The sequence below is a fragment of the Kiloniella sp. genome, from assembly GCF_965205715.1.
Taxonomy (GTDB): domain Bacteria; phylum Pseudomonadota; class Alphaproteobacteria; order Kiloniellales; family Kiloniellaceae; genus Kiloniella.
On sequence record NZ_CBDBHW010000002.1, the window covers coordinates 46,513 to 71,798 of the forward strand.

At 44.9% G+C, this 25,286-nt stretch carries 23 protein-coding genes and 2 tRNA genes; 14 read left to right on the plus strand and 11 right to left on the minus strand.

Translation table 11 applies throughout. The annotated features are described in order from the left end of the window. Positions 1–6: 6 nt before the first annotated feature. The 4 genes from ACOGW3_RS02380 to ACOGW3_RS02395 are packed head-to-tail and all read right to left on the minus strand — an operon-like array spanning position 7 to position 4,133. The gene (locus ACOGW3_RS02380; protein WP_419901493.1) at positions 7–1,044 is read right to left on the minus strand and encodes an SPOR domain-containing protein; all 1,038 of its coding nucleotides are present in this window, start codon (positions 1,042–1,044) and stop codon (positions 7–9) included. Further along, complete coding sequence (gene argS / locus ACOGW3_RS02385; protein WP_419901494.1) at positions 1,044–2,798, minus strand: arginine--tRNA ligase; 1,755 nt, start codon at positions 2,796–2,798, stop codon at positions 1,044–1,046. The genes ACOGW3_RS02380 and argS overlap by 1 nt, the downstream gene beginning before the upstream one ends. After that, a complete protein-coding gene (locus ACOGW3_RS02390; protein ID WP_419901495.1) occupies positions 2,795–3,982 on the minus strand; it encodes a deoxyguanosinetriphosphate triphosphohydrolase in 1,188 nt (395 codons plus the stop codon). Before ACOGW3_RS02390 ends, argS begins: the two co-directional genes overlap by 4 nt. Next, entirely contained in the window at positions 3,975–4,133 is a 159-nt protein-coding gene (locus ACOGW3_RS02395; RefSeq protein ID WP_419901496.1) for a hypothetical protein, read from the minus strand. The genes ACOGW3_RS02390 and ACOGW3_RS02395 overlap by 8 nt, the downstream gene beginning before the upstream one ends. Here ACOGW3_RS02395 and ACOGW3_RS02400 point away from each other — a divergent pair. The 5 genes from ACOGW3_RS02400 to ilvD all read left to right on the plus strand — a co-directional run bounded on the left by ACOGW3_RS02400 (position 4,120) and on the right by ilvD (position 9,549). Continuing rightward, positions 4,120–5,352, plus strand: coding sequence for an ISL3 family transposase (locus ACOGW3_RS02400; RefSeq protein ID WP_419901077.1), 1,233 nt, complete (start codon positions 4,120–4,122; stop codon positions 5,350–5,352). The two genes, ACOGW3_RS02395 and ACOGW3_RS02400, sit on opposite strands and share 14 nt — an antisense overlap. Before the next feature lie 276 nt (positions 5,353–5,628). Next, complete coding sequence (erpA, locus tag ACOGW3_RS02405) at positions 5,629–5,970, plus strand: iron-sulfur cluster insertion protein ErpA (RefSeq protein ID WP_419901497.1); 342 nt, start codon at positions 5,629–5,631, stop codon at positions 5,968–5,970. 58 nt (positions 5,971–6,028) lie between these two features. Next, complete coding sequence (gene xth / locus ACOGW3_RS02410) at positions 6,029–6,817, plus strand: exodeoxyribonuclease III (protein WP_419901498.1); 789 nt, start codon at positions 6,029–6,031, stop codon at positions 6,815–6,817. Positions 6,818–6,956: 139 nt separating this feature from the next. Further along, positions 6,957–7,559 (plus strand): rhomboid family intramembrane serine protease, encoded by a 603-nt coding sequence (locus tag ACOGW3_RS02415; protein WP_419901499.1) that lies wholly within the window; start codon positions 6,957–6,959, stop codon positions 7,557–7,559. A 139-nt stretch (positions 7,560–7,698) separates the two neighbouring features. Then, entirely contained in the window at positions 7,699–9,549 is a 1,851-nt protein-coding gene (gene ilvD, locus ACOGW3_RS02420) for a dihydroxy-acid dehydratase (RefSeq protein WP_419901500.1), read from the plus strand. A gap of 52 nt (positions 9,550–9,601) precedes the next feature. On the opposite strand, the gene ACOGW3_RS02425 is transcribed toward ilvD, so the two are convergent. From ACOGW3_RS02425 to ACOGW3_RS02445, 5 genes are all read right to left on the minus strand, one after another. Continuing rightward, a complete protein-coding gene (locus ACOGW3_RS02425; RefSeq protein ID WP_419901501.1) occupies positions 9,602–10,321 on the minus strand; it encodes a TetR/AcrR family transcriptional regulator in 720 nt (239 codons plus the stop codon). 99 nt (positions 10,322–10,420) lie between these two features. Continuing rightward, complete coding sequence (locus tag ACOGW3_RS02430) at positions 10,421–13,072, minus strand: valine--tRNA ligase (protein ID WP_419901502.1); 2,652 nt, start codon at positions 13,070–13,072, stop codon at positions 10,421–10,423. Between the two features lie 128 nt (positions 13,073–13,200). Next, the gene (locus ACOGW3_RS02435; RefSeq protein ID WP_419901503.1) at positions 13,201–13,911 is read right to left on the minus strand and encodes a DUF2497 domain-containing protein; all 711 of its coding nucleotides are present in this window, start codon (positions 13,909–13,911) and stop codon (positions 13,201–13,203) included. 105 nt (positions 13,912–14,016) lie between these two features. Continuing rightward, positions 14,017–15,405 (minus strand): TolC family outer membrane protein, encoded by a 1,389-nt coding sequence (locus ACOGW3_RS02440; RefSeq protein ID WP_419901504.1) that lies wholly within the window; start codon positions 15,403–15,405, stop codon positions 14,017–14,019. Beyond that, positions 15,395–15,607, minus strand: coding sequence for a hypothetical protein (locus tag ACOGW3_RS02445; RefSeq protein ID WP_419901505.1), 213 nt, complete (start codon positions 15,605–15,607; stop codon positions 15,395–15,397). Before ACOGW3_RS02445 ends, ACOGW3_RS02440 begins: the two co-directional genes overlap by 11 nt. Here ACOGW3_RS02445 and ACOGW3_RS02450 point away from each other — a divergent pair. After that, the gene (locus tag ACOGW3_RS02450) at positions 15,594–16,826 is read left to right on the plus strand and encodes an ISL3 family transposase (protein ID WP_419901077.1); all 1,233 of its coding nucleotides are present in this window, start codon (positions 15,594–15,596) and stop codon (positions 16,824–16,826) included. The two genes, ACOGW3_RS02445 and ACOGW3_RS02450, sit on opposite strands and share 14 nt — an antisense overlap. 172 nt (positions 16,827–16,998) lie before the next feature. Here ACOGW3_RS02450 and ACOGW3_RS02455 read toward each other — a convergent pair whose 3' ends face one another. Beyond that, positions 16,999–17,670, minus strand: coding sequence for a protein-L-isoaspartate O-methyltransferase family protein (locus ACOGW3_RS02455; RefSeq protein ID WP_419901506.1), 672 nt, complete (start codon positions 17,668–17,670; stop codon positions 16,999–17,001). Positions 17,671–17,903: 233 nt separating this feature from the next. Between ACOGW3_RS02455 and ACOGW3_RS02460 the strand changes: the two genes are divergently transcribed. The 3 genes from ACOGW3_RS02460 (at position 17,904) to ACOGW3_RS02470 (ending at position 19,512) form a co-directional block, all read left to right on the plus strand. Beyond that, positions 17,904–17,977 (plus strand) — tRNA-Cys (locus ACOGW3_RS02460). A gap of 342 nt (positions 17,978–18,319) precedes the next feature. Then, a tRNA-Asn gene (locus tag ACOGW3_RS02465) sits at positions 18,320–18,395 on the plus strand. Positions 18,396–18,561: 166 nt separating this feature from the next. Then, positions 18,562–19,512: a tetratricopeptide repeat protein gene (locus tag ACOGW3_RS02470; RefSeq protein ID WP_419901507.1), complete on the plus strand. Its 951-nt coding sequence runs from the start codon at positions 18,562–18,564 to the stop codon at positions 19,510–19,512. 19 nt (positions 19,513–19,531) lie between these two features. Here the strand turns inward: ACOGW3_RS02470 and ACOGW3_RS02475 are convergent, their stop codons facing one another. Further along, positions 19,532–20,137, minus strand: coding sequence for a hypothetical protein (locus ACOGW3_RS02475; protein WP_419901508.1), 606 nt, complete (start codon positions 20,135–20,137; stop codon positions 19,532–19,534). Positions 20,138–20,302: 165 nt separating this feature from the next. On the opposite strand from ACOGW3_RS02475, the gene ACOGW3_RS02480 reads away from it, so the two are divergent. The 5 genes from ACOGW3_RS02480 to sseA all read left to right on the plus strand — a co-directional run bounded on the left by ACOGW3_RS02480 (position 20,303) and on the right by sseA (position 25,200). Continuing rightward, complete coding sequence (locus tag ACOGW3_RS02480) at positions 20,303–21,637, plus strand: pentapeptide repeat-containing protein (protein WP_419901509.1); 1,335 nt, start codon at positions 20,303–20,305, stop codon at positions 21,635–21,637. A gap of 85 nt (positions 21,638–21,722) precedes the next feature. Continuing rightward, on the plus strand, positions 21,723–22,373 hold the full coding sequence (locus tag ACOGW3_RS02485) for an NUDIX domain-containing protein (protein WP_419901510.1): 651 nt from the start codon (positions 21,723–21,725) through the stop codon (positions 22,371–22,373). Positions 22,374–22,415: 42 nt separating this feature from the next. Then, positions 22,416–23,417, plus strand: coding sequence for a cysteine synthase A (locus ACOGW3_RS02490; protein WP_419901511.1), 1,002 nt, complete (start codon positions 22,416–22,418; stop codon positions 23,415–23,417). Between the two features lie 202 nt (positions 23,418–23,619). After that, on the plus strand, positions 23,620–24,330 hold the full coding sequence (locus ACOGW3_RS02495) for an alanyl-tRNA editing protein (protein ID WP_419901512.1): 711 nt from the start codon (positions 23,620–23,622) through the stop codon (positions 24,328–24,330). 18 nt (positions 24,331–24,348) lie between these two features. Further along, positions 24,349–25,200 (plus strand): 3-mercaptopyruvate sulfurtransferase, encoded by an 852-nt coding sequence (gene sseA / locus ACOGW3_RS02500; protein WP_419901513.1) that lies wholly within the window; start codon positions 24,349–24,351, stop codon positions 25,198–25,200. Positions 25,201–25,286: the final 86 nt, after the last annotated feature.

Consider the following 25,286-nt stretch of genomic DNA (forward strand, 5'->3'; position numbering starts at 1 on the left):
GAAATATTATTTAACTTTTTTGACCAGGCAATCTCTTTTGGCTGATTTTAATTTTGTACAAAAATCACTCGCTGATTTTTTATCAACAAAAGGTCCGGTTTGTAGGCGATAGCGTACCCCTACTCCGGTGATGCTCGCCTTTTCGATGATCGGCTGTTTATCGCCAAGAAGGTTCGACAGCTTTTTCTGCATATTCTTCCACTCGGTCATGGCACCGTCTTTAGATTTCAAAGATGCGAGTTGAAGAATATATTGCCCAGCAACAGGTTTTGCTTTTGTTGTAGCAGGTGCTGTAGCCGGTGCAGGTGTTGGTTCTACCTTTTTCACCACTTTTGGGGCTGGTACTTCTTCAACTACCTTGGTCGGCTCAGGAGCTTTTTCTGGAGTTTTTGGTGCCAAAACGGATTCAACCTCAGGCTCTACCTTTGTTGCTTCAGGCACTGTTGTAGGCGGAGGGGATAATTTAGCCACCTCTTCTTTTGTTATCTCCGTAACTTTTTTAGTAACGGCTTCTGCTGTCGGCGTTTCAGTAACTTCTGTTTTAGCTGGAGCCGAAACAATTTCTTCAGTTTTCGGCTCTTCAGCTTTGGGGGGCTGAGGAACTTCAGGAGGCGGCAATAGCTTTTCAACTTGTACAGTTTTGGTATCAGCGCCTTCCTTATTCAGCACCAGCTTGTCCTGATGCGGAATAACCATGCCTCCCGGCGTTTCAGGCTTGGTTTTCTCCGGAGTAGCCTCTGCTTCAATCAACGGAATAGCATCAGGTATATTTTGCTTGGGAGAACTATCCCCAAGCATAATCAAAATACCGCCACCGACAATTGAAACAGCGATAAGGCCGAGCCCAACGGGCACAAGTTTCTTAAAAATACTTGCACCGGGATCATCGTCTAAATCTATTTCGTCTTCCCAATAATCATCATCGGAAAAGTCATCGTAATTATCTGAAATATCTTCGACATTTCGATCAGAAGCCGCACGCATAGACTCACTTTGGCGTACTTTCTCAAAATTTTTCAGATCATCGGAAGACTTTGATGACATCAGCGCATCTCCTCAGCTGGTTCAATGCCAAACATCTCGAGACCAGAAGCAATAACAATTTTTGTTGCTTCGACGAGTGCCATACGAGCTTGTGTTAACTCTTGATCATCACGAACGATAAACCGTAAGCGCGTGTTCAGCTTACCTTTATGGTAGAGAGAGTGAAGTTCAGAAGCGAGATCATAGAGATAAAAAGCTATTCTATGTGGTTCATGCGCTTCACCAGCACTCTCAAGTAATCTTGGCCACGCACAAAGAGCTTTTATAAGACTGAGCTCACCTTCGCTGTTTAAAGCTGACAGATCCAAGTTTTTCAAGGCTTCAACAGATAGATCTATAGAGGGGAACTCGTCTTTGGCGTGCTTAAGAACAGAGCAATTACGCGCATGAGCATACTGCACATAAAACACTGGATTGTCTTTGCTCTGCTCAAGAACTTTTACCAGATCAAAATCAAGCGACGCATCGTTTTTACGGGTCAGCATGATAAAGCGAACAACGTCTTTGCCGACTTCATCAATAACAGAACGCAACGTAATGAAATTGCCTGAGCGCTTAGACATTTTGACAACTTCGCCATCACGCATCAATTTCACGAGCTGACAGATTTTAACATCCAAGCTGCCCTCTTTATCAGTGACAGCACTGACGGCAGCCTGCATCCGTTTGATATAGCCGCCGTGATCTGCGCCCCAAACGTTGATCATGGTGTTAAATCCGCGACGGTACTTATCGAGGTGATAAGCCATATCCCCTGCGAAATAAGTCCAGGATCCATCTGACTTCTTAATGGGACGATCGACGTCATCACCAAACTCTTTAGACTTAAAGAGGGTCTGTGGGCGCTCTTCCCAATCTTCGAGCTTTTTACCTTTTGGGGGCTCTAAAACTCCCGTGTAAACCAGATCTTTTGCTTCAAGAACGGTCATCACTTCATCAACGCCGCCAGCTTCGACCAGGGCACGTTCGGATGAATAGAGATCCATAACAACACCAAGGGCAGCCAAATCTACTCTGATCAGCTCCATGAGTTGTTCGATCGCAAACTTTCTGACTTCAGAAATCCAATCGGCTTCGTCTTTACCGAGCCACTTGTCGCCATCGCGATCAACAAGAGCTTGACCTACTGCCTTTAGGTATTCACCAGGATAAAAACCTTCTGGGATTTCCCCAATATATTCGCCAAGAGCTTCGCGATATCTCAAGTAGGCAGAGTTCGCTAATACATTGACCTGATTACCAGCGTCATTGATGTAGTACTCGCGGCAAACATCGTATCCGACTTTTGCAAGCAGAGAAGCCAGAGCATCACCGACAATAGCTCCACGAGCATGGCCGACCGTTAAAGGACCTGTTGGATTTGCAGATACGAACTCAACATTGACCTTCTCGCCTTGGCCCATATCTGAATCGCCGTAAGACTTACCGGCATTCAGTATGATGGACACTTGCTCAAACCAGAATTTCTCATCAAGTCTTAGATTAATGAATCCAGGACCCGCGATTTCAACAGATTTCACAACATCTAGAGATTCTAATCGGGCTGCTAGGAGGCCGGCAAGGTCTCTGGGTTTCATCCCAGCAACTTTGGAAAGCACCATGGCCGCGTTTGTTGCAGCATCACCATGAGATGAATCACGCGGAGGTTCTGCGGCCACTCGGGAAAAATCTAACCCATCAGGGATTTCACCGGCCGCAACCATATCTTCGAGTTGCGCAACAATTTTAGTTCTTAGATCTTTGAAAACGTTCATTTTATCTCAAAATCCAGATTGAAAATCTGTCTGTGTTGTTCAAAAGCATAGCGATCGGTCATTCCAGCGATATAGTCTGCTATCAACCTGGCACTCCGCTTCGTTAATTTCGTACCAGCTTCCAAACGCCAATAATCAGGAAGCTCTTCCGGGTGTTCTGAATAATGCGAAAATAGGTTTCTCACAACCTGCTTTACACGTTCTCGCATTTCTTTGACCTTTTCATGGCGATACATACGCTCGAAAAGGAAAGCCCGCAACTCTCTTTCTATCTTCTTAAAGTCATCAGAGAAAGCAACCATCGCTCTATCCTGACATCTGATGTCGTAAACCGTTTTGGGTTTAGCTGATGATAAACGCCGATTGGTCTCGCTCAAGACATCATCGGTCATATAGCCAATGAGGCTTCTTACCGCTTCATGAACCAAGCTTTCCTTCTCAAGGTTCGGGTAGCGCTTCATAACCTTTGAAAATATATCACCGACAAGGGGGAGTTTTAACAGATCATTGATATCGAATAAACCTGCCCGAATACCATCATCTATATCGTGGTTATTATAAGCGATATCATCAGAAATGGCTGCGATCTGTGCCTCAAGGCTCGCAAAAGAAGATACCTCCAAATCCCGGGCATTCCGACAATACTTTAAGATACTTTCGGGAATGTGTTCTTCGCGGGTATGAGGACCTTCGAGGGGGCCGTTATGTTTTGCAAGACCTTCCAGACTTTCCCACGTCAAATTTAATCCGTTAAAATCAGCATAACGTCGCTCTAACTGAGTTACGATCCGAAAGGTTTGCTCATTGTGGTCAAAACCACCAAAAGGCTCCATCACGTCTTGCATTGCATCTTCGCCAGCATGCCCAAAGGGGGTATGGCCAAGGTCATGAGCCAAAGCAATCCCTTCGGCAAGATCTTCATTGACCCCAAGTGTTCGGCTCAAGCTTCTTGCGATCTGTGCAACCTCAAGTGAATGTGTTAGCCGGGTTCTGAAGTGATCGCCTTCATGATAGACAAAAACTTGGGTTTTGTATTGCAGTCGACGGAAGGCTACAGAGTGAATGATCCTGTCGCGGTCTCTTTGAAAGCAAGATCGGGTCTGGCTTTCGGGTTCCTTTAGAAGCCGTCCGCGCGAACTTTCTGGAAAAGAGGCATAGAGTTTTATCGAATCGTCTTTATTCATAGCAAAAGACTAGCTCTATGAAGCCTTTAGTAAAGGTTATTTGGCTCTTCTCCGCTTTGTTGAGTAGAAAAAGATGCCGACCGCCAAGTAACCTGTTGATATGTATGGTTTCTGATAACTTTACATAGAGCAGGTATATGACAATCAACATCTCGCAGCATATTTTAGGCCTCAAAGGGCAACGTGTAAATGAAATTAAACTGGATGACGGCGGTGTTAAGATTGTCATTCACTGCAGCCGAGACGCGCGTAGGAGGGCTATAGACCCTGCTACAGGCCAGAAGGGAAGCATCAACCAGCATGTCCGCCGACAAGTAAACGACATCCCCCTTTTTGGGTATCCTTGTGTGGTCGAGATTGAGCTGGCGCAGGTTTATATTAACAAGGGCGAACGCCGCATTGAGGGGTGTGATTTTGTTGATAAAGGGTGCCGTTTCACTCACCGATTTTGCCGACTGATCAGTGGATTATGTCGGCATATGTCTATTCAAGCGGTTTCCAGACATTTGGATATACGATGGGAAACGGTCAAGAATATCGACAGGGCATACCTTATTGAAACTCTCCCTACGCTTGATCCTGCAGAGCTAACTGGCTTGGAATATATTGGTGTAGATGAAGTTGCCCGGGCGAAAGGTCATGACTACATGACGGTGGTCTACGATATGGTTGGCGGTCATCTGATCTGGGTTGAAGCAGGCCGAACTGCCGAGGTTTTTTCAAGGTTTTTGAAACAACTGCAACCAGATACAGCCTGCAAAATAAAGGCCGTAGCGATGGATATGGGGCCTGCCTACCAAAAGGCTGTCAGAGAGTCCTTGCCGTTGGCCGACATAGTATTTGACCGTTTCCACGTCATGAAAAACTACAGCAAAGCTATCCATAATCAGCGTCGACTTGAGTTCAGAAAGGCCGATCCAAGTGGTAAAGAGTTGATGAAAGGGACACATTATCTGTTGCTCAAAAATGCGGATAAGTTGAGTGAAAAACAAAGTGACAAGCTGCAAAGGTTGCTGGAGAGCAATAGCAACCTGAATGCACTTTACGTCTTGAAAGAACAGCTTCAGCTGCTGTGGAGTGCCGCTTCATTTGAGGCGATGGCGGAGCAACTGGAACGTTGGTGCCTGATAGCAGATCAGTCACAGATGCTCTATCTAAAAAAGTTCGCGAAATCCCTACGGAAACATTGTGTGGGCATCTGCAACTACGCCAAACACAAGCTCACAAGCGCCAGGATAGAGGCTGGTAATGTCAGTATAGGAATGATCCGTAAGCGAGCCAGAGGCATCAAGGATACCGAATACTTCAAACTCAAAATTAGACAATCATCCATTCCAGATAATCAATCTATGCTCTATTTGAAATCCTAAATCTACTCAACAAAGCGGAGAAGTGCCGGTTATTTAGGTCTTCAACCAATTCTAATCTGGATAATCATTTCATAAATCTGGATTGACACCCTCACGATCATACTTACATAGATACCGAAGTCGTGTTAAAGCTTCTAACTGTAATAGAATAATGGCTAGTGATAGCGTTATTCTAGTAGTATAATATATGCCCAAATGTGTATGAACACCACGTGGAAGCCCAATGAATGACTGTGGGTTACCAAGAGTTGCCGAGAGAGTTGACGGAATAACAATATGAATGATCAAGCCCCCGCTATAACGATTTCGTCGAGCGCTGCAAAACGAGTAGCATGGCTCGCAGAGCAAGAAGGTAACCCTGATCTTATGTTACGCATTACCGTTTCGGGCGGTGGGTGCTCTGGTTTCCAATACGGGTTTTCTTTTGATAGCGCCATCAACGACGATGACAAGACTTTCCAAACCGATGGAACCAAAGCCGTCATTGACGAGATGTCTCTCGATATCCTCAACGGCTCAGAAGTCGATTTCGTCGAAGATTTAATGGGCGCCTCTTTCCGCATTAACAACCCGAACGCTACCGCGTCTTGCGGGTGTGGTACTTCTTTCGCCATTTAACGCAAAGCTGTTCTAATTTTCTTTCTGTAATACTGTTATTTCTGGAGCTTTACCTCTTATGGTCAAGATTGCGACTTGGAACGTTAATTCCGTCAACAAACGCCTGCCAAACGTCCTTGACTGGATTAAAATTGCTTCACCAGATGTTCTTCTATTGCAGGAATTAAAAACCGTTTCGGAAAAATTTCCGTATCTAGAGTTTGAAGAACTGGGATACCACGTAGAAATCGTGGGACAGAAAAGTTACAACGGCGTTGCCTTGATTTCAAAAGAGCCGATAACCGATGTGATCCATGCTCTTCCGGGTGATCCTGATGATGATCATGCACGTTATATTGAAGCGACAACATTTGGTATTCGGGTTGCTTCTATTTACCTGCCCAACGGTAACAACAACCACAACATGACCGATGAGATTAAGTTCCCCTATAAATTAAAATGGATGGAACGCCTGAACGCGCACGCTGAAAACCTCTTAAAATCCGAACAGCCAATTGTGCTGGCAGGCGATTTTAATCTTATCCCGACGGATGACGACGTGTTTGATGCCCGCCGTTTTGCAGGAAGCTCGCACACTCATCCAGATTCCAGGGATCGCTATCGCGCGTTAGAACACCTCGGATACAGTGAAGCCTGGCGAAGCCTAAACAAAGAAACCCACGTTTACAGTTATTGGGATTATCAAAAAAGTGCCTATGCCCACAACAACGGCATTAGGATTGACCTTATGATGCTTTCGCCCCAGGCAGCAGACCTTTTAACATCCTGTGTGATTGATAAAGAACCGCGTGGAAAAGAATCACCTTCAGATCATACACCCGTTGTATGTGAACTAGAGCTGGCCTAACCACACCATGTTTTTCCCCTTATTTGATAACCTCCCCCGGCTTTTAATAGACAAGCCCTGGGTTACCATAGGGATAATATTTCTTTGTTTCATCATTTATGCAGTGGAGAGTCTGTCACCTGAGCCTGTGATGAGGCACATGATTTATGGCTTTGGATTAATTCCCGATGTCCTGTTTGGCTCATCTCGGCTCCCTGAGGCTGTGGACTGGATAGCCCCCGTTTTCACGCTTGTTACCTATAACTTCCTCCATGGTAGCTTTATGCACCTCGCTGGAAATATGGCTTACCTATGGGTATTTGGTGATAATGTAGAAGACGCCATGGGACATCGGCGTTTTCTTACCTTCATTCTATCCTGCGGTATTCTCGCGGGCCTAGGTCAGTCCCTTATTACTTCTGAACCACAATCGCCCATCGTTGGTGCAAGTGGAGCTGTATCTGGTATCCTCGGGGCCTATTTACTTCAATATCCCCGTGCGAAAATTTTGGTTCCTATTTTTACAATTCCGGTCTTTGTTCGCGCCTACCTTCTTTTGATTTTTTGGATTGGGTTTCAGGTTTTTTCTGCCCTTTTACCTGGAGAAAGCGGTGTTGCCTGGTGGGCTCATATCATCGGCTTTCTCAGCGGCATGGCCCTACTCCCGTTTTTTCGCCACAAAACCTTACCTTTATTAAGCCCGGAAGAACTTCCAAGAGGTATTAAGATAAGAAAAAAGACGAAGTACCGGGGTCATAATTAAGCTTCTTGAGGCAAATCGTCTCAGAAATGGTAACTTTCTAGCCCTTTTGTGAAATAACCATGGACGAAGTGGCTTCGATTTCCTAATTATCTTACAAGAACCTTAAAATTATAAACGAAGCAACGTTAGGATTAAGACAGTGCCTGAGTATCGCTCCAGAACATCTACACATGGTCGCAATATGGCCGGTGCGCGTGGCCTATGGCGCGCGACAGGCATGACAGATGATGATTTTGGCAAACCGATCATCGCGATTGCGAACTCGTTTACTCAGTTTGTCCCAGGACACGTCCACCTAAAAGACCTTGGTGGCCTCGTCGCAGAAGAAATTGAAAAATCCGGCGGCGTTGCAAAAGAATTCAATACCATTGCGGTTGATGACGGCATTGCCATGGGGCACGACGGCATGCTGTACAGCTTGCCTTCACGTGAAGTCATCGCTGATGCTGTAGAATACATGTGTAATGCACATTGCGCCGATGCTGTCGTCTGCATATCCAATTGTGATAAAATCACACCCGGCATGTTAATGGCAGCCATGCGCCTGAACATTCCAGCGATCTTCATCTCAGGCGGCCCAATGGAAGCTGGTAAAATCATCCTTGATGGTGAAGAGCGCAAACTTGATCTTGTTGACGCTATGGTCGACGCCGCAGATCCAAATGTTAGTGACGAAGACGTTGCAGCTATCGAACGCTCAGCCTGCCCAACCTGTGGTTCATGTTCCGGTATGTTCACAGCGAACTCCATGAACTGTCTTGCAGAAGCAATGGGACTTGGCCTTCCAGGTAATGGCTCTTTACTTGCCACCCACAAAAAACGTGAGGAATTGTTTAGAGAAGCAGGACGTCGAATCGTCGACCTTACCAAACGTTATTATCAAGACGGTGATGAAAGCGTTACCCCACGCAAAATCGCAACATTTGAGACATACCAGAATGCTATGGTTCTTGATATTGCAATGGGGGGATCGACCAATACCATTCTCCACATTCTTGCGATGGCAAAAGAAGGTGGGGTTGAATTCACTCTTTCAGATATTGATGAACTATCGCGTAAAGTACCACAGCTTGCCAAAGTTGCGCCTTCCACGACAAAGTATCACATGGAAGATGTTCACCGCGCCGGTGGTATTATGGGGCTTTTGGGTGAACTTGACCGCCTTGGCTTGATCCAAAGGGATCAACCAACAGTACATGAAAAAACTATTGGTGATGCGATTGATAAATGGGACATCATGCGCACTGATGATCCAGAGGTGAAAAAATTCTATTCCGCTGCACCAGGCGGCGTTAGAACTACGCAAGCTTTCAGCCAAGATCGCTATTATTCGTCACTGGATGATGACCGTGCAAACGGCTGTATCCACAATGGCGAAAATGCCTTCAGTCAAGAAGGTGGTCTCGCGGTTCTCTTTGGTAACATTGCCTTGGATGGCTGTGTCGTAAAGACCGCTGGGGTTGACGATTCTATTCTAAAATTCACTGGTAGCGCGCGCATTTTTGAATCACAGGATGCTGCTTGTGCTGGCGTTCTCAGCGGCGAAGTCGTTGCAGGTGATGTCGTCGTTATCCGCTACGAAGGCCCTAAAGGTGGCCCGGGTATGCAGGAGATGCTCTACCCAACCAGTTACTTGAAATCTATGGGATTGGGTAAAGCCTGTGCCCTTCTCACAGACGGACGCTTCTCTGGTGGCACATCCGGCCTCTCTATCGGTCACGCCTCACCCGAAGCTGCTCAGGGCGGAGCCATTGGCCTGGTTGAGGCTGGGGATGCAATTGAAATCGATATCCCGAACAGAACCATCAACGTTCTGGTCAGCGATGACGAACTTGCAATGCGTCGTCAGGCGATGGATGCAAAAGGAAAAGACGGCTGGAAACCTGTAAAACCAAGAGAGCGAAAAGTAAGCTCAGCCCTAAAGGCCTACGCACACTTTACAACATCAGCGGATAAGGGTGCTTATCGCGACGTGGACCAATACGACTAGCTCTTGCTAATCTTTCTATTCCAAAGGCCGCTTGAGTAATCAGGCGGCCTTTTTATTTAAAAGCCATTCCAATGACTTCAAGAAGAGATTGTTTTCCTCTGGAATAAATCAGAGGCTTTTGTTCTTCATCTGAGTTTGCCATCGGCGTAACCAGAGCTCTTTCAAAATGAAATAGTAACATGGAAATATTCTGCAACTCCTGGAGAGGCAACTTAGCCCCTAGGATTTGTAAAAAATTGACCATCCTATCTGCAAGCCTCTGGCCATGAAGCAGATCAAGTTGCCTTAAATCTTCGTTCATACCCATTGCTTTCTGAAGGCGATCTTTGACTTCCACCCCGGTATTTGTTGCAGCTAAAGCGTCGATGAGTTGGTCGAAAAACTCTCTCCACGTTCCTGAACGCAAGTATTCCGCTTCCGCCCGATCGAACGCACTGCCAGTTTCATCCAACCACTTTTCATAAAGAGCAAAGATTATAGCTTCTTTGTTGGGGTAAAATTGATAAAGCGTTGCAATATTTACATTTGCAACTTCAGCAATCCGCCGCGTGGTTAGCTTGTCAACGCTATTGGATGTAAGCAATGTCGATGCCGCATCGAGAATACGCTCCACACGTTGACGCGAGCGTTCCTGAGAAGGGCTGCGCCGTTTACTTATTGCTGCGTGGCGTTCAGAAGCCTGAAGTTTTGTCTTCGTTGTCATACCAAACAGAATAAAGGCCACGAGTTCGTTTTTATATACGTAGATAAACGTATAAAAGATATTTTTCACACGAATTCAGATAGATAAACCAATACTAAAATTCCGCCATCGAACACAAAAAAAGCCGTTCATAAGAACGGCTTTTTTATAAACATGAATAAAGAGTGCTTAGAGATCTTTTAGCCGATCCATCGCTTCTTCCAGATTAGATTTCACAGACATAAATTCATCCCTAAGGGTTCGCTTTTCCTGAACAACCTGTTCAGGCGCCCGTGCTACAAAATTTTCATTTGAAAGCTGCTTATCAATTTTAGCAATTTCCTCGAGCGTTTTTTCCATCTCTTTGTTCAGACGGGCCGTTTCCTGCTCAACATCGATGATACCTTCAAGTGGTAGAGCAAAGATTGCATCATCCAGAACAATTTGAATGGCACCCTTTGGTAAATCAGCATCGGTAAAATCTACAGAAGATAAACCTGCCAGCCACTTTACGACATCGCCGTACTGATTGACCTTGCCCTTCACAACATCAGTTCCGTCTTTGAGAAGAAGCGGAGCCTTTAGTTTTGGCGGAGTATTCAGTTCAGCACGCGTTGCCCGAATTTCAGAGATGAGCTTCATAACCCACTCCATCTCTTTTTCGACATCTGCATCCGTGTGACGCTCGTCAAATTTAGGCCAAGATGAAGAAATCAGAGGCGTAGCCCCTTCCCCGCCGATCGTTTCCCACAGCTCTTCTGTGATGTAAGGCATAATCGGGTGCAAAAGATGAAGTGTCTGCGCAAGTGTCCAGGCGATAGTCGCCTTGGTTTCCTTGATAACAGCCTCATCACCAGCCGCTAAAACAGGCTTGGTAAATTCGACATACCAATCACAATATTCATTCCAGAAGAAACGATAAAGAGCATTGGCAGCATCGTTAAAGCGGTAATCTTCCAAAGCCTTATCAACAGCCGCAGTAGCCGCGGCAACTTTGCCTACGATCCATTTATTGACGGGTTGCTGACAGCTCAAAGGATCAAAGGAAGGATCATATACAGCCTCATTCATTTGGCTGTATATGGCTGCATTCCAGAGCTTTGTGCCGAAATTCCTGTAACCTTCCACACGAGAAGATGCCAACTTGATATCTCGTCCCGGTGCCGCCATCGCTGAAAGCGTGAACCGGAGAGCATCACAGCTGTACTCGGAAATGACTTCGAGAGGATCAATAACGTTCCCCTTCGATTTGGACATTTTCTGGCCATTTTCGTCGCGAACCAAGGCGTGAATGTAAACGGTCTTGAACGGCACCTCTTTCATGAAGTGCATGCCCATCATCATCATTCTGGCAACCCAGAAGAAAATAATATCAAAACCGGTTACAAGAACATCGCCAGGGTAATAACGTTCCAGCTCAGCCGTCGTTTCAGGCCAACCTATTGTTGAGAAAGGCCACAGCGCAGAAGAGAACCAGGTATCCAAAACGTCTGGATCACGTGTAATTTCAACATCTTTGCCATAATGCGCAAGGGCCGCAGCTTTGGCTCCTTCTTCGCTTTCTTCAACGAAGATCTCGCCATCAGGACCATACCAGGCTGGAATTTGATGCCCCCACCAAAGCTGTCGAGAAACACACCACGGCTGAATGTTACGCATCCATTCGTAGTAGGTGTTTTCCCATTGCTTGGGAACGATCTGGGTTTTACCCGTTTCTACGGCTTCCAAAGCTGGTTTCGCGAGCGTAGCCGCATCAACATACCATTGATCGGTCAACCAAGGTTCAATTGGAACTCCGGAACGGTCGCCATAGGGAACAGAATTGAGGTGATCATCAATTTTGTCCAGCAAGCCAAGCTCTTCAATCTCAGCAACGATTTTCTTCCGGGCAACAAAACGTTCAAGCCCCTGATAGGCTTCCGGAGCATTTTCGTTTACTTGGGCAAACTTATCAAAGATGTTGATCATTTCCAGATTACAACGGCGACCAACCTCAAAGTCATTGAAATCATGTGCCGGGGTAATTTTCACAGCACCCGATCCCGTTTCAGGGTCAGCGTATTCATCAGCCACGATCGGGATCAAACGACCAACAATTGGCAGTTTAACTTTTTTACCAACAAGATCTTTATAGCGGTCATCATCCGGGTGAACGGCAACCCCCGTGTCGCCCAACATTGTTTCCGGACGTGTCGTCGCAACAACAATGTATTTACCGTCTTCACCGTCAATAGGATAACGGAAATGCCATAGCTTCCCGTTACTCTCTTTTTGAATAACTTCGAGGTCAGAAATAGCCGTTAAGAGTTTCGGATCCCAGTTCACCAGGCGTTTGTCTTTGTAGATCAGACCTTCCTTGTGGAGCTGGACAAAAACCTTTTGAACAGCAACAGAAAGTCCCTCGTCCATCGTAAAGCGCTCACGCGGCCAATCTGCAGAAGCACCGAGATGACGAAGTTGCTTTACAATCGCGCCGCCTGATTCCTCTTTCCACTCCCAAACGGAATTAAGGAATTTTTCACGGCCAAGATCGTGTCGGGATATCCCTTTTTCAGCAAGTTGGCGCTCAACAACCATTTGGGTAGCTATACCCGCATGGTCTGTACCTGGCTGCCAGAGGACATCGTGTCCCTTCATGCGCTTATAACGTACGAGAACATCCTGAAGCGTAAATGTCAGAGCGTGCCCCATGTGCAGATTACCAGTGACGTTTGGCGGCGGCATCATGATGGTGTAAGGATCGGCTGGAGAGTTCGGGTCAGCGGAAAAAGCTCCGGATTTTTCCCAGCGCTCGTAATGCTTTGCCTCAACTTTTTCAGGGCAATAGGTTTTGTCCAGCATTACTGGGTTCCTCTTAACTAAAAATTCGACGTGAAATTATGCTAGCAGTAGCTAGCAGTTTGGGAAGAAAAAAGAAAGACCGGGCCCTATAAAACTTGGGCCCGGGACATAAAAAGATCAGTCAGACTCTATAAATCTTCGGCCCGACGCACCATTTTCTTAATTTCTTCACGAACGATACGCTCAACCATAGGGCCGAGGCGGACATCAAGCCATGCCTTAAGTTCCGGAACCAATGCTTCACGTACGATATCTTCCAGTGTTTTTCCGGTCCCGATTGCCAGGGATCGCTGGACAACAGCTGCCCGTGCAATTTCAGACAAAGCTGAAGAAGTGGCATCCTGAGTGATTTCCTGAAGAATACTATCTGCATCGGGAGCGTCGAGTTCAATATCTTCACCGATATCAAGGTCTAAATCGACTTCTTCAATCTCTGGTTCTGACTCGAGCTCAGGTTCCGGCTCGGGCTCAGGTTCCGGCTCGAAGGATTCTTCTACTTCTTCAAAGGAAACCTCATCGATTTCCTCTTCAATTTCGATAACCTCTTCAGCTTCCTCTTCGGGCTCTTCCATTGATTCACGGAAATCATTCTCAATGGAGTCCTCAGGCTCGACAGGCTCCTCAACTTCAGCAACGATTTCTTCTTCCTCGACTTCTTCTGTCAAATCAAGAATATCATCATCTTCTGTTTCGGGTTCTTCTGGCGCAGCTTCTTCCGGGGCCTCACTTGCAGGTGTACCTTCCCCCTCACCTTCAGGATCGTCCTCAGAAATAATCCGGCGAATAGACGCCAGAATTTCTTCCATTGATGGTTCACCCTGGGCTTCTTGATCACTCATTGAAATGTTGTCCCACCGCTTCTTACACTGCCAACATAGTCTTTAACCGATACGAGATCGGTGCTGAAAGCTAGATATTATTGAAAAAGAAGGGCTTTTGCACGTCTATTTTTCAATTTCCAACCCAAACCATTTGTCACGAACCTTGTTATAGTCATCTGTTGGATCAAACAGGTTCACTGAAAGACCAATATGTTGGGCTGTCATTTGCCCCATAGAGTTAAGGACTTGATATGTTGCAACAACCTCATCTCGTTGAGCTCTGACAAGGTTTACTTGCGCATCAAGAAGTTCCTGCTCCGCATCAAGAACATCAAGAACCGTACGCTCACCAACTTCCTCTTCCTGACGGACACCTTCCAAGGCAATTTCTGCGGCATCAACTGCAGAAATAAAGGATTTTATTTGGGCTTGAGTACTAACCAAATTTTCCCAGGAAGACGTTCCTTGCTGCTCAACAGCTCTAACCTGTTCTACGATTTGGATTCTACGCTGATTAGCATTTTGCTTGGCTTGTCTCACCCGGCTACTAACAAGACCTTGTTGGTAAAGAGGAACAACAAGTTGAGCAATAACTTCGCCTGAAGTGCTGTCGATATCTTTACCTGAGGTTTCGTCTGATCGACTTACGCTCCCAACCAAAGAAAGTTCCGGATATAGCTCACCTGTAATTTCCCGAACTTCATTGTTGGATGCGAGTTCATTATATTTTGCAGCCAACAAAGACGGGTTATTTTCCGTGGCTACTGCCAGAAGTTCCGATTCTGAACTTGGTAAAACCGCATAGGGTGCTGGTTGATCAAGCACCCCAGACTCCCCGCCGACAACTTCTTCATAAACAGCTTTGGCTGTATTTAGTGTACCTTCAGATGCAATCCGCTGCGCCGTTGCCGTCGAATATCTGGATTCTGATTGGGCAACGTCCGTTCTTGTTAACTCACCGACTTCGAAGCGATCTTTGGTTGCTTCCAACTGACGAGCCAAAACTTTTTCATTATTAATGTTAAGTTCCAGGATCGCCTGTTCACGCCAAACATTTGCATAGGCTGTTACTGCTTGAAGAAGAACGTCCTGCTCGACGGATGTAACAGTGGCACGCTGTGCAAGCACCAGATTCTCAGCTTGCTCTGTCGCGGCCTCGGTTCTTCCTCCACGATAGAGTGATTGTGATACCTGTAGAGTCGCATTAAGCGGCTGCGTTGTATCATCACTATTACTTGTCGGAGTATCTGTGTCTGTTCTACGTAATCCAGCCGAAGTAGAAAGTGTAACTTCAGGACGCCAGTTCGATAAAGCTTGAGGCACGCCCTCATTAACTGATTTCAAACCAGTTTGGGCACTGGAAAGGGTTGGGTTTGTTTCATAGGCCTGGGTAAGGGCTTCATTAAGGCTCTGTGCACTCGCACCAGACATGACGCCGCCACACATGGCTAAGCTGATCAAAGCACTTCTCGCCAGTAGGTTTTTTTTGGTGTTTCTAAATTTAAAAATCATGTCTTTTCCAATTAAACCTTAATCGATTCCAACTTAACAGATAATACAAGCGCTCAAAATTACACGTAGGATACACTCGAAATAGAAAAATAAGGCTCTTCTCCGCTTTGTTGAGTAGAAAAAGATGCCGACCGCCAAGTAACCTGTTGATATGTATGGTTTCTGATAACTTTACATAGAGCAGGTATATGACAATCAACATCTCGCAGCATATTTTAGGCCTCAAAGGGCAACGTGTAAATGAAATTAAACTGGATGACGGCGGTGTTAAGATTGTCATTCACTGCAGCCGAGACGCGCGTAGGAGGGCTATAGACCCTGCTACAGGCCAGAAGGGAAGCATCAACCAGCATGTCCGCCGACAAGTAAACGACATCCCCCTTTTTGGGTATCCTTGTGTGGTCGAGATTGAGCTGGCGCAGGTTTATATTAACAAGGGCGAACGCCGCATTGAGGGGTGTGATTTTGTTGATAAAGGGTGCCGTTTCACTCACCGATTTTGCCGACTGATCAGTGGATTATGTCGGCATATGTCTATTCAAGCGGTTTCCAGACATTTGGATATACGATGGGAAACGGTCAAGAATATCGACAGGGCATACCTTATTGAAACTCTCCCTACGCTTGATCCTGCAGAGCTAACTGGCTTGGAATATATTGGTGTAGATGAAGTTGCCCGGGCGAAAGGTCATGACTACATGACGGTGGTCTACGATATGGTTGGCGGTCATCTGATCTGGGTTGAAGCAGGCCGAACTGCCGAGGTTTTTTCAAGGTTTTTGAAACAACTGCAACCAGATACAGCCTGCAAAATAAAGGCCGTAGCGATGGATATGGGGCCTGCCTACCAAAAGGCTGTCAGAGAGTCCTTGCCGTTGGCCGACATAGTATTTGACCGTTTCCACGTCATGAAAAACTACAGCAAAGCTATCCATAATCAGCGTCGACTTGAGTTCAGAAAGGCCGATCCAAGTGGTAAAGAGTTGATGAAAGGGACACATTATCTGTTGCTCAAAAATGCGGATAAGTTGAGTGAAAAACAAAGTGACAAGCTGCAAAGGTTGCTGGAGAGCAATAGCAACCTGAATGCACTTTACGTCTTGAAAGAACAGCTTCAGCTGCTGTGGAGTGCCGCTTCATTTGAGGCGATGGCGGAGCAACTGGAACGTTGGTGCCTGATAGCAGATCAGTCACAGATGCTCTATCTAAAAAAGTTCGCGAAATCCCTACGGAAACATTGTGTGGGCATCTGCAACTACGCCAAACACAAGCTCACAAGCGCCAGGATAGAGGCTGGTAATGTCAGTATAGGAATGATCCGTAAGCGAGCCAGAGGCATCAAGGATACCGAATACTTCAAACTCAAAATTAGACAATCATCCATTCCAGATAATCAATCTATGCTCTATTTGAAATCCTAAATCTACTCAACAAAGCGGAGAAGTGCCTCCTAAATCTACTCAACAAAGCGGAGAAGTGCCAAAAATAATACTTAGATCTTAAACCGGAACTTAAAACTGGCGCAGAAAGCGCCAGTTAAAAAGGTAGTCTACAATAACGGTAAAGCAAGGGTAACTTGTAATATGCTTTACTTTAGAAGCTAAAACCTTCTTCAGCCTCAAAACCTGGTAGCAAAGGTGTATTTGCATCAAAAACAATACGGCCTGAAACATTGCCGGCATGCTTTTCCATAAGGGTTACACGACCAAGATATTGTTTATCTCCAGCTTTGGAGTCATGAACGACTGCGATTAGGCGGCCCTTCTCAGCTAATTGATCGATTAAAGAAGCAGGTATATCTGCAACAGCACCGCCAAAGAGGATAAGATCGTAAGGCGCCTGTTTAGGATACCCATTATTAAGGTCTGCTTTTACGGCAACAGCGTTCTCTGCTGACTGAGAGGCAAAGATTTCGTTCATTTTATCAACAAGGTCGTCTTCACTCTCGAGTGCGACAACTACATTTACGAGCTTAGATAAGACTGTTGCTGCATACCCGGTACCCGCGCCAACAACCAGAGCAGTTTCATTTTCTTTTGGATCAAGAAATTGAAGCATACGCCCAAGTATCATTGGCTCCATTAAGTACCGCCCATGACCTAGGGCAAGATCTTCATCTACGTAGGCGATGTGTTTAGATACTTCAGGCACATACTCTTCGCGTGCAACACTCTCAAAGGCATCAAGAACACCAGAGTGCGTGACTTTATTTGTACGCAATTGGCAGTTGACCATATTAAGGCGAGCTTGTTCAAAGTTGATCATAATTTGAAAGACCGATTATTAAATAGAAATTTTGTGGGATCATAGCCAAGAGAACCCGAGCTTTCCAGATAAAGTATCTCTTTTGAGCATTTTATTTCTAGTTAAAGCCCCTCATAAGAGATATTTAGCGCAAGATTGATGTCTGGATTTTGGAATCGAGATTGAGACCTTGACCTCTTCATTCACTCCCACTATACACTGCGGCACTGCCTACGAATTATATTCGTCCGGATGGCCCGGTGGCAGAGTGGTGATGCAGAGGACTGCAAATCCTTGTACGTCGGTTCGATTCCGGCCCGGGCCTCCAACTTTATCTTTTCCCAGCTAAACAAGTTCCAATAAATCACCCTCAAACACTTGAAATCGTTTTTTCTTCAGTAACAACCTTTAGAAACAAACCCGAATTGCTGTGTCGTAAGACAATGAGCTCCAAAGTTCATTTCCACACGAACTTAATCATAGAATCAGCGGGGATTATTAGAATCTAAATTCGACTCTCTTCGTGAATCGCTGCTAAAGACTAGGGTTCAAGCCATTGATTTAAAAGAAACAAAAAAAAATCAAAAAAAATACATAAAAGCCATTGCCAGCTTCTAAGACCGCTGTTATAACCCATCCCAACGCCGCAGAATACAGCGTAAAACACTGATCCGCGATAGCTCAGTTGGTAGAGCAGGTGACTGTTAATCACCCTGTCGCAGGTTCGAGTCCTGCTCGCGGAGCCATTTTAAAAACCCCTGACTGATATTTTCAGTCAGGGGTTTTTCTTTGCCATTAGAATCGAACAATACACGGATCAAGAAAAATTCATCTTTGTAATTCTCCTTTTCGTTAGATAAAATCATGTCATTGTTAACTATGTTTTTTTAAGGCCTACGTGGCGACAGAGATATGCCGTTAAAAAAAATTCTTACTGCTGTAGTTTTTATATATTCCCTCCCGCTATTTTCGCTTGAAACTCAGGCGGGTGGCATCGAATTCGCGAGAGCAGCTCAAGAAGCGCAAGAGTATGGCGATAGAGAGTTAGCTATAAAATACTACACAGAAGCCCTTGATGAAGGAGATCTCTCCGCAAAGCATCAAGCCTATGTCTACAATAATAGAGGCATACTCTTCCAAGATCTGAATAATGCGGATGAGGCTGAGAGTGATTTTGAAGATTCTGTCAGATTACTTCCGAGCTATAGTGATGCTTATTTTAATTTGTCGAGCTTGTTATCTTCGCAAAAACGATATGATGACGCTCTTGCCCTCTTAAATACTGCCTTAACGATTAGCCCAGAGGATGCAGAACTCATTCTTAAGCGTGGCATTATTTACCGAGAATTAAACGAGATTGAAGCCGCCCTTCAAGATATTTCACAGGCAATTCTTATTAAGCCCTCACTCGGCTCGAAGCTTATTGATCAAAGTAACGTATATTTCGGCACTTATATTGAAAGCGCCACGATCGAACATTTTATTTCCATTTTATCGGATGAGCCAGCTTCGCTGGATGGTTATCTTAATCGGGCAAAATCTTACTTAAGCGCAGGTTTTTTTAAACGCGCCCTGGCCGATACTGAATATGTCATCGAATTAGAACCAAAATCATTCAAAGCCTATGAAACAAAAGCAATTATTTTGTATAGTCAAGGTGCTTACGACAAGTCCATAAGGGCTTTTGATAACGCCCTACACTTTGCCCCGAATAATGCTGAAATATTTTATAACAGAGGAAGATTATACAAAAGCTTGGGCGACAACAATAACGCCTCATTTGATTTTCAAATGGCTTTTAGCATCAAACGATCAGAGAAAAAATATCGTAAAGAACTTAGGGAATTGGGCCTGATTAGGTAGCTGTTATTTTGTCGAAAAATTATTTTTTATCGAACAGCTTAAGAATACGCCTCTGCTGAGTGACATTAAGCGTAGGCCATATTTTATCCATATTTGTTTTTGCTTCCGTTGCCCCTGATAGATACGCGCGGCCATACCAAATATATGCAGCTTCTTTGGGATCCAATTCTTTTGTAGATTTTGGCATCATGCCCTGAACATACATCCAGGCGAGAAGCTCCATTGATTCTTTATCACCGGATTCTGCCCGTTTTGTCAGGTCTTTAAGATCCTTTTTATACAGAGTTCCTTGTTGAATGTTTTTAGCGACCCCAATTTTGCTTTCCAAAAGGATCGCAGCCTTAAGCATTCTTTCGGCTTCAGCTTTTTTTCCTGAATCCAGATTATCTCTGTAGGTTCCAAATGAATCCTGAATATTGATTTTTTTTGGCAAGCTGTCACACCAGGAAGGAGGTGTATAATCAGCGCCACACTGATCCCAGTTCTGTAGCCGTGCAGCAACCTGCCAGTCCCGAGAAGGATCTGACATGTCCAAAGCTTGAGCACTATCCATTTGATTCGTAAGAAGAATCGACGCGGATATCACACCTGCAGCCAAAGGCGCTATATTACGTAACTTTACCATGGTTGGTATCTTATCCCAGCAAACCTAAGATTATGTAAAGAAATATAGCCAAAAATAATTCAGTTTTGAAGTAACATCTACTTCTAATTACTTCCGATTTTATCGTTCTAACCGTACACTCCTATTTGGGGATGGCTATTAACTAGTCAAACTAATGGAAAATACATGAAGGCAGAGCATACAGAATCGCTGGAACGGGTAAACCAAATATGGGTTGATGAAGGCGTTACATTACATAGAAACTATTTGGATGGCCGTACTGGCGGTATCCGCTTGTTTCTATCGTTCAAAAACGCCCGAAAATTAAATTTTACCGATAAGATTCTTGATACCGCCGAGATGGTGGGATCAGAATTAGCAGATGCAAACTTCAATAACACAAGTCTTGCACGGGCAAATTTGTTTGGCGCAAACCTAAGTGGCGCAGAAATGCGTCAATGTACACTTGATAAAAGCGACCTACGCGGTGTCTGCCTGGAGAATGCCGACCTTGAAGGCGCATCATTGACCTCCGCAGATATCCGAAACGGTTTTATCCTCGTTAGACAACCGGATGGAACTTATGTTCCTGTCAAAAATGATGAGGCGAGTAATTTTGATGGCATTAATTTAAAAGGTGCAGATCTAAGTGACGCTAAGTTGGGTCGTGTAATTGGAAGAAGAACAAACCTTACCAACGTGAACTTCAAAAATGCAGACTTAACTGGTGCGGTTATGGCTGACTCAAACGTAAGTGGTTCCATTTTTACTGGTGCCGACCTTACAAACGCAGATTTAAGTGGATGTATATTTCATGGTGCAAACTTAAGTGGTGCCCTCCTCAACAATACCAATCTTGAAGGTGCAGATTTAACCGCAGCTCACTTTAATAACAACGATCTGGTGTATGCAAACACTGTGGAAACCAGCCTTCCCAAAAGTATTGAAGCCTTAGATAAGACCTTAAGAGATATTTTGGAAGAACACATGCTGTGGATCAATTCGTTGGGGAGAAGTGGTACACAGGCCGATCTATCAAAGTACGATCTCCAGGCTACGGATCTCGCAGGAATAAATCTTCAAGCCGCAGAGCTTTCATTTTCAAATATATCTAACTGTACATTTCTTGCCAGTCGATTGAACATGGCAAATATGAAGAATGTGATCGCTCTAAATAGCGATTTTAGTGATGCTGATATGCGTGGCGTTAAATTAGAGAACGCAAATTTAACTGGCGCAAGCCTCAGGCATTGTCGTTTGTCACCAATGAACATCTTGGGCACCCAAGGAAATAAGGTTAATGCCAATCTAAGAAGTTGTTGTTTGGACCAAACTGATATGGAGAATGCCGATCTAAGTCATGCAGATCTTTCAGGATCCAGATTTCGCCTTGCAAACTTGGCAAATACCAACCTATCAAATGCCATTTGTGTTGATGTGGATTTTACAGGGGCAGATCTGAGAACAGCAAACCTTGAAGGGGCAGATCTAAGAGGATGCAAAGGATTAGTTCTACCATAACCAAAATACAACACTTAAAATTTGTGATTAATTTATTTTCACAATAAATCTTGTTTTTATTTAATTGAGATCATAATTTCAAAACATGAGCAAAGATACAAACATCATTAATGCCTTAAACGACCATGGCAACATTGAAATCATCGAGAAAACCACCCCTTTTAAAGGGTATTTTCAAGTTGATTCCTACCGTTTCAGCCACAGTCTTTTCGAAGGAGGCATGTCTCGAGAAATTGTAAGAGAAGTTTTTGAGCGCGGCCATGCAGCTGCGGTTTTACTTTATAATGCATCTACAGACGAAGTCATTCTTATTGAGCAATTTCGGGTCGGTGCTTATGCAGCTCAGATGGCACCCTGGCTCCTCGAAGTTGTCGCAGGCATTATAGAACCAGGAGAAACAGCAGAAGACCTTGCTCATAGAGAAGTCATGGAAGAATCCGGTTGCAAGATTGGCCAGTTAGAGAAAATCGGTAACTTTCTTATGACTCCCGGCGGAAGCTCTGAAACAATTACACTGTTTTGCGGCGAGGTTCTCGATCAAGAAATTAAAAACTCTTATGGCCTAGATCATGAGGGTGAAGACATACGCACACACATACTTAAAGCCGCGGAATCTTTCGAATTATTGCGTACCGGAAAAGTAACAAACGCAATTACGGCCATTGCTCTACAATGGTTGGAGTTGAATAATGACCGCATAAGAACTAAATGGTCATCAGATCAAGTTTCAAAATGACTTTAAGACACCCCCTAATACTAACACCAGTGGACAACGAGCATGGATATTCGCGACGGTTTTATTGACAGCATTGGCAACACACCTCTTATTCGCCTTAAAAAAGCGTCAGAGGAAACTGGTTGTGAGATCTTGGGGAAAGCAGAATTTCTAAACCCCGGTGGATCTGTAAAAGATCGCGCAGCATGGGCGATTATTAAAGATGCCGAAGAAAAAGGCATTCTTAACCCTGGTGGCGTCATCGTTGAAGGCACAGCAGGTAATACTGGTATTGGGCTTGCCTTGGTAGCTAGAGCGCGCGGATACCGTTGTGCGATTGTCATTCCTGAAACTCAGTCTCAGGAAAAAAAGGATATGCTTCGTATTTGTGGTGCAGAACTCTATGAAGTCCCGGCAGCACCATACAAAGATCCCAATAATTACGTTCACTACTCCCAACGCTTGGCCCAAGAACTCGCGGGCACGGAACCCAATGGTGTAATTTGGGCAAATCAGTTTGATAACATCGCCAACCGCCAGGGCCATATTGAAACGACGGCTCAGGAAATTTGGAAACAGACTGATGGTAAAGTCGACGCGTTTGTCTCTGCTGTCGGCACAGGGGGCACATTGGCTGGTGTTTCTCTTGGTCTCAAAGAGCACAACAAGGATATTGTCATCGCTCTCGCCGATCCTCATGGCGCTGCCCTTCATAACTACTATAAACATGGTGAGCTTAAAGCTGAAGGATCTTCCATATCTGAAGGCATTGGCCAGGGACGTATTACTGCCAATCTACAAGGCGCAGTAATCGATGAGTCTTTCCGTATCAGTGATGGCGTTGCAATTCCGCTTATTTTTGATCTTTTTGAGGAAGAAGCGCTTTGCCTTGGAAGCTCAAGCGGCGTCAATATTGCTGGAGCAATCGAGCTTGCGAAAAAAATGGGGCCAGGCCATACCATCGTAACAATGCTTTGCGATCTGGGGACACGCTACACCAGTAAGCTCTATAATGCTGAATTCCTGCAGCAACACGATTTACCAGTGCCTAAATGGGTGTCATAAGGCGTTAAAGGCCCTCTGACCTCTGGTTCGACTAATTAAAAGGCTGCCTCAAGGCAGCCTTTTTTATTGTAAGGGGACAAAGTTTTCATAAAAATCGGTACCTTATCACTACAACATTGGGATTCACCGTGATAGCTTTGACCTCCGGGAACAATAATCCCAGCCGAATGACTTTCTAACGCTTTTCCGACCGAGGTATCCAATGGACTTACTCTTCTACAAAGACGCATATTTAAAATCATGTGAGGCCAATGTTACCTTTTCTGAGGATGGGACAATCCGCTTAGATCAGACGATTTTCTACCCAACGGGTGGAGGACAACCAGGAGACAGTGGTTGGATTGAGCTTGAAACAGGTGAAAAAATTCAAATCTTAGAGGCTAAAAAAGGCGAAAGTCATGAAGACGTTGTTTTATTCATGCAAGAGGACACCCCTCTTCCCGCCGTCGGATCAAAAGTAACAGCCCATTTGGACTGGGAGCGTCGCCATGCTCATATGAAGATCCATAGCTGCCTGCACCTACTTTGTGCTTCGGTTGTCGGGGGCGTCACAGGGGGACAAATATCTGCAACAAAAGGGCGGTTGGATTTCAATCTTCCAGATACTGCAATTGATAAAATTGCTCTGGAAACGAAGATCAACCAACTTATTGAAGAAGACCATTCAATCACAATGGACTGGATTACGGACGAAGAGCTCGACAACAACCCTTCAATGGTTCGTACGATGTCAGTAAAACCGCCTCGTGGTTCTGGAAAAATACGTCTGGTAAAAATTGGTGAAGAAGTGGATCTTCAACCCTGTGGTGGAACTCACGTAAAATCGACGGGTGAAATTGGAAAAATAAAAATAGGTAAAGTTGAAAACAAAGGTAAGCAAAACCGACGTATCAACCTAACTTTTGCTGATTAAAAATAAGGGATTCTGCCAATGAGTGATGGATTAAATTCAACTGTTTCAACCCAATGGTTGGCTGATCACCTTTCAGCACCAGATGTACGCGTTGTTGATGGAACTTATTATCTACCCAATGAAAATAAAAATGCCCGGCAACTATATGAAGAACAACACATAGAAAATGCTGTTTTTTTCGATATCGATGATATCTGTGATGAGGGCAATCCTCTCCCCCACATGATCCCTTCTGATATCAAGTTTGCCTCGCGTGTTCGGAAACTTGGATTGGGTGATGGCAACAGAATTATCGTTTATGATCAAAGGGGCCTATTTAGCGCCGCTCGGATTTGGTGGATGTTCAAACTTTTCGGCCATAAAGATGTCGCGGTTCTCGACGGCGGACTACCGAAATGGCTAGAAGAAAATCGCCCGGTTGATGATAATAAGGTTTATCCGGGTGAGCGCCATTTCACACCAAGGTTCAACAGTTTCCTGGTTCGAGACAAAGGGCAAATGCTTAAGAACCTAGATACCAGAAAAGAGCAAATAATCGATGCCCGTGCTGCTGGTCGTTTCACAGGAGAAACCCCTGAACCACGGGAAACATTACGCTCCGGCCATATTCCCGGAAGTTTGAGCCTCCCCTTCACAGAACTTCAGAATGATAAAGGTGTCCTTAAATCATCCCAAGAGCTTCGCGTAATCTTCGAAAAAGCAGGCGTTGACTATTCCAAACCAATAGTAACCTCTTGCGGGTCTGGTGTAACCGCCGCAGTCCTAAGCCTGGGACTGGAATTAACCGGACACAAAAATATATCCCTTTATGACGGGTCTTGGACCGAGTGGGGTCAAGAAGGTGAAACCCCTGTGGATATAGGTACCTAAAGAATTACTTTTATCCCAGCCACTTGAAACACCCGTTTTCGTTCCAAATTTAAACACTTTGGAGGCAATAAAAGTAGTACGGCAAA